Origin of the sequence: Nocardia sp. NPDC060220, assembly GCF_042727815.1 — a bacterium.
Taxonomy (GTDB): Bacteria; Actinomycetota; Actinomycetes; order Mycobacteriales; family Mycobacteriaceae; genus Nocardia.
In genome coordinates, this window is sequence record NZ_JBHWZY010000261.1 from 1 (window position 1) to 8,024 (window position 8,024).

At 68.4% G+C, this 8,024-nt stretch carries 8 protein-coding genes; 4 read left to right on the forward strand and 4 right to left on the reverse strand.

Annotated features, from left to right (window positions below):
* Window positions 1-200, forward strand: a 200-nt coding sequence (locus tag ACFWF3_RS15640) for a hypothetical protein (protein ID WP_379314212.1), incomplete at its 5' end; no start/stop codon positions are given.
* Window positions 201-253: 53 nt separating this feature from the next.
* Window positions 254-1,825, forward strand: a complete 1,572-nt coding sequence (locus tag ACFWF3_RS15645; RefSeq protein WP_378996619.1) for a Na+/H+ antiporter — start codon at window positions 254-256, stop codon at window positions 1,823-1,825.
* A gap of 45 nt (window positions 1,826-1,870) precedes the next feature.
* Here the strand turns inward: ACFWF3_RS15645 and ACFWF3_RS15650 are convergent, their stop codons facing one another.
* From ACFWF3_RS15650 to ACFWF3_RS15660, 3 genes are all read right to left on the reverse strand, one after another.
* Window positions 1,871-2,533, reverse strand: a complete 663-nt coding sequence (locus ACFWF3_RS15650; protein WP_378664001.1) for a VIT family protein — start codon at window positions 2,531-2,533, stop codon at window positions 1,871-1,873.
* A 165-nt stretch (window positions 2,534-2,698) separates the two neighbouring features.
* Window positions 2,699-4,327 carry a GMC oxidoreductase gene (locus ACFWF3_RS15655; protein WP_379314213.1) on the reverse strand — a complete coding sequence of 543 codons (1,629 nt, stop codon included), beginning with the start codon at window positions 4,325-4,327 and terminating at the stop codon, window positions 2,699-2,701.
* Between the two features lie 67 nt (window positions 4,328-4,394).
* Complete coding sequence (locus ACFWF3_RS15660) at window positions 4,395-4,949, reverse strand: YdcF family protein (protein WP_379314214.1); 555 nt, start codon at window positions 4,947-4,949, stop codon at window positions 4,395-4,397.
* 102 nt (window positions 4,950-5,051) lie between these two features.
* Here ACFWF3_RS15660 and ACFWF3_RS15665 point away from each other — a divergent pair, with 102 nt between their 5' ends.
* On the forward strand, window positions 5,052-6,551 hold the full coding sequence (locus ACFWF3_RS15665; protein WP_379314215.1) for a flavin-containing monooxygenase: 1,500 nt from the start codon (window positions 5,052-5,054) through the stop codon (window positions 6,549-6,551).
* Window positions 6,552-6,630: 79 nt separating this feature from the next.
* Window positions 6,631-7,035 (forward strand): hypothetical protein, encoded by a 405-nt coding sequence (locus tag ACFWF3_RS15670; RefSeq protein WP_378996611.1) that lies wholly within the window; start codon window positions 6,631-6,633, stop codon window positions 7,033-7,035.
* 58 nt (window positions 7,036-7,093) lie between these two features.
* On the opposite strand, the gene ACFWF3_RS15675 is transcribed toward ACFWF3_RS15670, so the two are convergent.
* Window positions 7,094-7,582: a MarR family winged helix-turn-helix transcriptional regulator gene (locus ACFWF3_RS15675; RefSeq protein WP_379314216.1), complete on the reverse strand. Its 489-nt coding sequence runs from the start codon at window positions 7,580-7,582 to the stop codon at window positions 7,094-7,096.
* Window positions 7,583-8,024 lie beyond the last annotated feature (442 nt).

The following is an 8,024-nucleotide window of genomic DNA, read 5'->3' on the forward strand; positions in this document are numbered from 1 at the left end:
CCGTCTCCGTCCGCGACCTCTTCGAGGCGCCCACCCCGGCCGCCCTGGACCGGCGGCTGAGCGAGGGCACGGCCCCGGAGCCCGCCGACGACGCGCCCGCCCCGGCCCCGCCCCCGCCCCCGCCGCCGCCCCCTGTCCTGCAACTCCCGTTCCCCCTCCCGCCGATCCTGCTCCCACCGGCGGCGGCCGTCCGGCCCTGACCGGCGGCGGGTCGATCCCCGTGTGCCGCCGATGTCGGTGAGACTGGTCAGCTATGGACCAGTTGGTGCTGACTCTGGTGATCCTGCTCGCGGCCGTGCTCGCCGAACCACTCGGCGCGCGCCTCGGTCTCGCGCCGTCGATCCTGATGACAGTGTTCGGCTGCCTGCTCGCGCTGATTCCGGCCGTGCCCAGCCTGCACATCCCGCCCGAGCTGATCCTGCCCCTGGTCCTGCCGCCGCTGCTCTACGCTGCCGCGCGCCGCACGTCATGGCGGCAGTTCGCGGAGAACTGGCAGATCATCGCGTTGCGCGCGGTGGGGCTCGTGATCGTCACCGCGATCGCGGTCACCGCGGTCTTCCACGCGTGGAATCCCGCCACCGCGGTCGCCGCCGGCCTGGTGCTCGGCGCCCTGGTCGCACCGCCCGACCCGGTCGCGGCCACGTCCATGGCGGGCAGCCTCGGCCTGCCACGCCGATTGATCGTGACCCTCGGCGGCGAAGGGCTGTTCAACGACGTCACCGCGATCGTCATCTACACGGTCGGAATCCAGGCAGTGGTCACCGGCCTGTTCTCGCCGTGGCACGCGCTCGGTGACTTCGCGATCGCCGCGGTGGTCGGCGTCGCCGTCGGCCTGCTGCTCGGCTGGCTCGGCAGCAAGCTCACCAAGTATCTGGACACGGCCACCGGTCAGGTCGCGGTGAGCCTGCTGCTGCCCTTCGCCGCCTACGGCATCGCCGAGCACTGGGAGGGCTCGGCGGTCCTCGCGGTGCTGGTCTGCGCGCTGTACCTCACCGATGCCGTGACCGAAATCGGCGACCGCGACTATCGGCTGGTCGCCGACTCGTTCTGGGACATCACCGAAATGCTCATCACCGGTTTCGCCTTCGCCCTGATCGGCCTGGAACTGCGGGTGGTCATCGACACCACCGGACACAACTGGCCCGGGCTGGCCGGGGTCACCGCCGCGGTGATCGTGGTCGTCGTCGGATTGCGCCTGGCTTGGCTGATGGCCACCTGGGCGATCAGCAGCAAACTACCCAACACCGACGAACCGTTCACCTGGCGCGAGGTGATCGTCACCTGGTGGGCGGGCATGCGCGGGGTCGCGACGGTGGCGCTGGCACTGGCCGTGCCGTTCACCCTCGACACCGGCGCCGACTTCCCCGCCCGCTCGGAAATCCTGTTCATCGCGTTCGCGGTCGTGCTGTTCACCCTGCTCGTGCAAGGCCCGACCCTCCCACTGGTGGTCCGCCTCACCGGGGTGCACGCCGACACCCGCCAGGAACGCGCCGTCGAACAGGCGCTCTGGACCAGGGTCGTCAATGCCGAACTCACCGAACTCAAAGCGATCGCCGCCCGCGACAACCTTCCGGAGGACGTCTACGAGGACCTCAAGGCGCTCCTGCGCCGGCTGTCCGCCAAAGCCGATCCCGAGGCAGCCGATGCCGACGCGAAAGCCACGCTGGACAAGGAACGCAAACTCGCCTCCCAGATGCGTGCGGTCCGCGCTGCCGTCACCGAGGCGGGCCGTCGGGAAGCCCAAGCCGCTCGTCGCGAACCCGGCATGCCCCCGGATGTCGTCGACCGAGTCACCCGCCGGCTCGACCTCGGCCCGATGCATTGAGCGCGCACCGTTTCCGGCACGGTCTCGCGCCGACCTGCCCGGGGCTCAGCCGATTCCCAGCGAATCGGTGGCGGCACCGATTCCGTAGGTGATCGCCATGGCCAGCGCACCGCCGACCACCACTCGCAGCACCGCGCGTCCGAGATTGCTACCGCCGAGCCGCGCACTCACCGACCCGGTGATCGCGAGGGCGATCAGCACGGCGGCGAACGTCACCGGTACCCGCCATGCGGTGGGCGGCAACACGATCGCCAGCAACGGCAACAGCGCACCGCAGGTGAATGCGATCGCCGAGGAGATCGCGGCCGCCCACGGGTTGGTCAGCGAGCGCGGGTCGATGCCGAGTTCGGCCTCTGCGTGCGCGGTGAAGGCGTCGTGGGCGGTGAGCTCGGCGGCCACGGTGCGCGCGGTGGCCGGGCTGAGGCCCTTCTTCTCGTAGATCCCGGCCAGCTCGGCCAGTTCGAAATCGGGTTCGTCGGCCAGTTCTCGGCGTTCCTTGGCGAGCAGCGCCTTCTCCGAATCCCGCTGTGTGCTCACCGACACGTATTCGCCGGCGGCCATCGAGATCGCGCCCGCCACCAGTCCCGCGATGCCCGCGGTGAGGATCGTCTGGGCGTTGTTCGTGGTCGCGGCGACACCGACGACCAACCCAGCTGTGGAAACGATGCCGTCGTTCGCGCCGAGCACTCCGGCACGCAACCAGTTCAACCGGGTCGCAAGACCTTCGGTATGCGGCTCATGCGGATGATCTGACCGGGGCGAACCCCCGGCCTTCCGCGGACGACTGTTCTCTGCGGGCGAGTCCGGCACCCGCTCAGCCTAGTGGGCACAACCAGCAGATCATCGGCTCGCCGCAGACAAGTCGGCCACCGCTCAGTTCCGCCGGGCAATCGGGGAATCAGCAGTGGCCGCCAGGGCCGCGCGCAGCGTGTCGGCCAGACGCACCGCGAGCGCGATCACGGTCAACGTCGGATTGACGTGCCCGTTCGTCGGAAAGACCGAACTGCCCGCGATGTAGAGGTTGTCCACCCCGTGCACCCGGCAGTGCTGGTCCACGACCCCGTGCCGGGGGTCGGCCGACATCCGGGTGGTGCCACTGGGGTGCGCGCAGTCGGTGAGCGGTAGGGGATCGGTGCTGTCGGGCAACGCCGTGGGAACTACCTGCGGCGCGGGCAACCCGAGCCGGGCGAACTCGCCCACGAGCAAAGCTGTAGCCCGGCGCACCGTTCGATCCTCCTGATCGCTGATCCGCCAATCCACCTGCGGCAGCGGCATTCCCAGCGGGTCGGTGCGCGTCGAGAGTCGTACCCGGCTGTCGGCGTCCGGTGTCTGCTCCACTACCGCCCGCACCTCGACATGGACCAGCCGGTGTGGCAACCCGGCACCGTCGACCGATCTGCGCCGCGCACCGCCGGCCACAAGTCCGTTGCCGGACAGCATGATTCGCAGGTCCTGCCACCGAACCCGGCCGCGCAACAACCGCTTCGCCGAGTCCCACGGATCGTCGTCGGCGGTGATCTCCTGCAACCACAGCGCACAGTTCACCAGCGACTCGCGCCGCTGCACCGCGGGCGACAACGCCATTCCGTGCAGAAAGGTGTGCTTGCCCCGCGCGCTCTTCACCACGTACTTGCCGAACCGATCGAGCGCTGCCCGGGCTTGCGCGGGGCGCAGCGTCGCGACCACGCCGCTGCGATGATCCATCAGGCATCGCCCCACCTGGTCGTACCGATTCCCGATCCCGCCCGCGACGGTGCGCCGCGACGCCAGCAGCAGCCGTGGTGTCGCGATTCCACCCGCGGCCAGCACGAACACCCGCGCCTCGACAGTGCGTACACGGCCACCCGCTCCGGTCACCTCGACCGAATTCACATGCGCGCCGGTGGTATCGGTATCGATATGGGTGACGGTCGCGTTCACTAGTACCCGCGCGGTCGGCGCGACGATGTCACGCACCCGCGGTCCCCACCGTTTGCAGTCGAACCGGTTGGCCGGGTCGCGGCTGAACTGCCAGAAGCAGGAGCGCAGCGCGGCGGTGTCGAGCGCGTCGGCGGGTGCTTGCCGCCCGGCCAGCGGCCAGAATTCGTGCTCGGTGAAGCCGGTGCCGTGCCCGAGCCCGGCGTGCGCGGCGGCACGGTCGGCGAAGGGGCGCAGTGCGCCCGCGTCGATCGGCCAGCCGGAGCGGGTGACCCAGGGCCGAGTGGCGAAGTCGAGGTCGTCGAGCACCCCACAGCGCCCTGCCCAGGTGTGTGAGCTGCCGCCGAGCACCCGGTTTCCCGCGATCCGGTGCGGTTGCGCGCGCGGTGCGCCGATGTTCTCGATCGCGGCGAATGCTCTGTCGTCCGCGGTGATCTCGTGTCCGCCGCTCTCCAGCACCAGGACCCGCAGTCCGGCGGCGGCGAGTTCGGTGGCCACCGTCAGGCCCGCAGGGCCCGACCCGATGACGCAGATCTGGGTGCGCAACGCGTCGTCACCGACGGTGCGCAGATCCTCGACAAGCATCGGCGGTCCTCTCACCGGCGGTGCCCCCGCACCGCTGTTCTCACTGTAAGAGCAGCGCCATCGTGTGTCAGTCGGTCTCGCAATGCTGATTGACAAAAGCCCTGATGTACCCGGCGGATTGGCGCACATACATATACGACCAGAACCCCAGCCCCGATTCCGACGGGCTGGCGACCATGGTGATCTCGCCGTCGAAGCACTTCTCCACGATGTACCTGGCGCGCGACACATGCGGCGTGAAGGTGACCACGATGATGTGGTTCCACCCGTAGATCTTTGCGCGCCGGACGATTTCGCGCGCCTCACCATCGGTGGTCCACGGGTCGGGCACGAAACACGAGACACGGAAGGCGAATCGGCCGCCGCAGTACTTGTCCATCATCGGGTCATCGGCGCCGGTGGACTGCGAGATCAGCACCTCGGGGGCGAGTCCGCGCTCGGCGAGTTCGATGCCGAGGTCGAACCGCTCGTACGGGGTGCCGCCGAGCACCACGATCACATCGGCGGGCCGCAGCGGGTCGATCTGGGGATGCACGAAGACCGGCCAGCCGGCGAATGCGGCAGCCAGCACGGTGACCAGTGCGCCGACGAGCAACCATCCCGCACGCCGAAAGATCGACACGGCACCGACGATACCGAAATCTCCACGATGGCCGCCGGGCCCGCGATCGAGGCGGACCACACGCTCTTCTGCCGCGGTCCTCCACCAGGCACACTGGAGCCTATGACCGATACCGCCGTTGCCCCCAAACACCTCGACGTCGTCATCGTCGGCGCCGGGTTGTCCGGCATCGGGGCCGCTTACCGGCTGCAGACCGAGCACCCGCATCGCAGCTACGCCGTCCTGGAGGCGCGCGCCGACCTCGGCGGCACCTGGGACCTCTTCCGATACCCCGGCATCCGCTCGGATTCGGATATGTTCACCCTCGGCTACCCGTTCAAGCCGTGGCGCGCGGCCCGCTCCATCGCCGACGGCGCCGCGATCCTGGACTACATCCGCGAGACCGCGCAAGAGAACGGCATCGACCGGCGCATTCGCTTCGGTGCGCGGGTGATCGGCGCGGATTGGTCATCGGCGCAGGCCCACTGGCGGCTCACCATCGCCCACGAGGGCCCCGACGGCCCCGAGCTGAGCACTCTGACCTGCGGTTTCCTCTATGCCTGCGCCGGCTACTACGACTACCAGCAGCCACACGCCCCCGAGTTCGCCGGTCGCGACACCTTCGCGGGCACCGTCGTGCACCCGCAGTTCTGGCCTGCCGACCTCGACACCCGCGACAAGCGGATCGTCGTCATCGGTAGCGGCGCCACCGCCGTCACCCTGGTGCCCAACCTCGCGGCCGACGCCGCCCACGTCACCATGTTGCAGCGCAGCCCCACCTGGATCAGCGCCGTCCCCGGCCGCGACAAGCAGGCCGACAAGCTGCGCGCGCTGCTCCCCGCCGGTCTGGCCCACCGGCTGATCCGGACCAAGAACATCCTGTTCAGCGTCGGTTTCTACCAGTTCTGCCGCCGTCGTCCCGCCGCCGCGCGCAAGCTGCTCACCGACCTCACCACCCGCATCCTCAAGGACGACAAACTCGTCGCCGAACATTTCACACCCGATTACGACCCCTGGGACCAGCGCCTGTGCGCTGCCCCGGACGCCGACTTCTTCAAGGCGATGAAAAAGGGCAAGGCCTCGGTGGTCACCGACCGGATCGACGCCTTCGTGCCGGAGGGGATCCGGCTGGTGTCGGGGGAGACGCTGCCCGCCGACATCGTGGTCACCGCCACCGGCCTGCGCCTGTTGGCCTTCGGCGGCATCGCGCCCTCGGTCGACGGCACCCCCGTGCCCCTGGCCGACCAGTTCGTCTGGCAGGGAGCCATGCTCACCGGCCTGCCCAACTTCGCCATCTGCGTCGGCTACACCAACGCGTCCTGGACCTTGCGCGCCGACCTCACCTCCCGTTTGGTCTGCAAAGTCCTCACCCACCTCGACCGCACCGGCAGCGCCGCGGTCGTCCCCGAACCCAAGGGCGCGCTCGCCGAACGCCCACTGCTCGACCTGAACGCCGGCTACGTCCTGCGCTCGATCGCGGCGTTCCCCCGTCAGGGCGACCGTCATCCGTGGCGGGTCAGGCAGAACTACCTGCTCGACGCGCTGATCACCCTGCGCACCGACCTCGGCAAAACCCTGCGACCGGTGCCGCGCCGGGTAGCGGAGTTCACCCGCAACGGGTGAGGCGCGGGGTCCGTCGGGTTTCTACCGTTGTCGTGTGCCGTGGTGGCACGTGGCATTGACCTGACGGAAAGGCCCAGCGATGACAGACACGAATCAGCACCGGGTGCGCGACGGAATCGCGGCAGGAACCTCCATCGGCGCTGGCATCCTGCTGGCGGTTGTCGGTGTCCTGCAGATTTTCCAGGGAATCTCCGCGGTCGCCAACGACGATCTCATCGTTGTCGGACCGGAGTACACCTTCCAGTTCGACCTCACCAGCTGGGGCTGGTGGCACATCGTTCTCGGCGCGATCGCGGTCATCGTCGCGATCGGACTGCTGGCCGGTCAGACGTGGGGCCGGGTATCGGCAATGGTGATCGCCGCCCTGTCGATCATCGCCAATTTCCTGTGGCTGCCCTACTACCCGTGGTGGTCGATCCTGATCATCGCCATCGACATCGTGGTGATCTGGGCGGTGGCCACCTGGCGACCGAACAACGCCTGAGCTGTCCTGATCCATCCGACCGACGCCGCCCCGGATCTTCGGGGCGGCGTTGGTCGTCTCAGTAGTCGAGTGCCGTTTGCCCCGACTCGGCGTCGCCGAGCGTGTGGATCAGATGCGATGAGAGCCGTTCGCCCAGGACCGCGAGCTCGGCTTTCTGCGGATCGTCGAGTCCGTCGAGCACCAGCTTGCGCACCGCGACCAGGTAGTCCGGTGTCGCCTCCACCACCTTGGCCTGCCCGCTTGCGGTGAGTACCGCGTCGATACCGCGCCCTGATTCCGTCGCTTCCCGCCGCGCCCAGCCCACCCGCTCCAGCTTCGACACCACGTGGGAGAGCCGCGAAATGGACCCGTGCCCCCGGGCCGCGAGCATGCTCAACCGCATCCGGCGTCGCGGCGCGTCGTGGAGCAGTGCCATGACCCGGTACTCGAAATGGGTCACGCCGAACTCTCGTTGTAGTCGTGAATCGAGTGCGCTCGGTACGCGCATCGAGAGGGTGACCACCGCGCTCCAGGCGCGACGCTCGACCGAGTCGAAATCCTCTATCACCTCGGCCTACCTTCCACCCGTGCGTTAGCTATAAAATTGCTGAACGAGGGCAAACTGTATATCGGAGGGCGGGTCCTGTCTATGCTTGTCGTGTCATGACGCCAGGTAGAACGTGTGTTATAGATCATCCACGGCCTGGACGAATGATCAGTTGCCATCTGATCGCCGGGCATCCACCCTCGGTGAGTGCGATGTTCGCCGACGAGCGCGTGGCTTGAATCCGCGGCACCGCGGTGGGCGTGAGCTGGGGAAATGCTGAATCTTCCAGGCGATTTGACTTCGCGTTGGTCGGCACGTAACTTTATTCCAGTCAGAGCGACACGGACACCGACTCAGCCGCCCAGCGGCCGAGACACGAGGTAGTACGATGAGCGCCTGACTGACTGCGTGTTCAGAGGGACTCGGTACGGATTTGCTTCCGGCCGGTTGTCTGAGCTAAGTT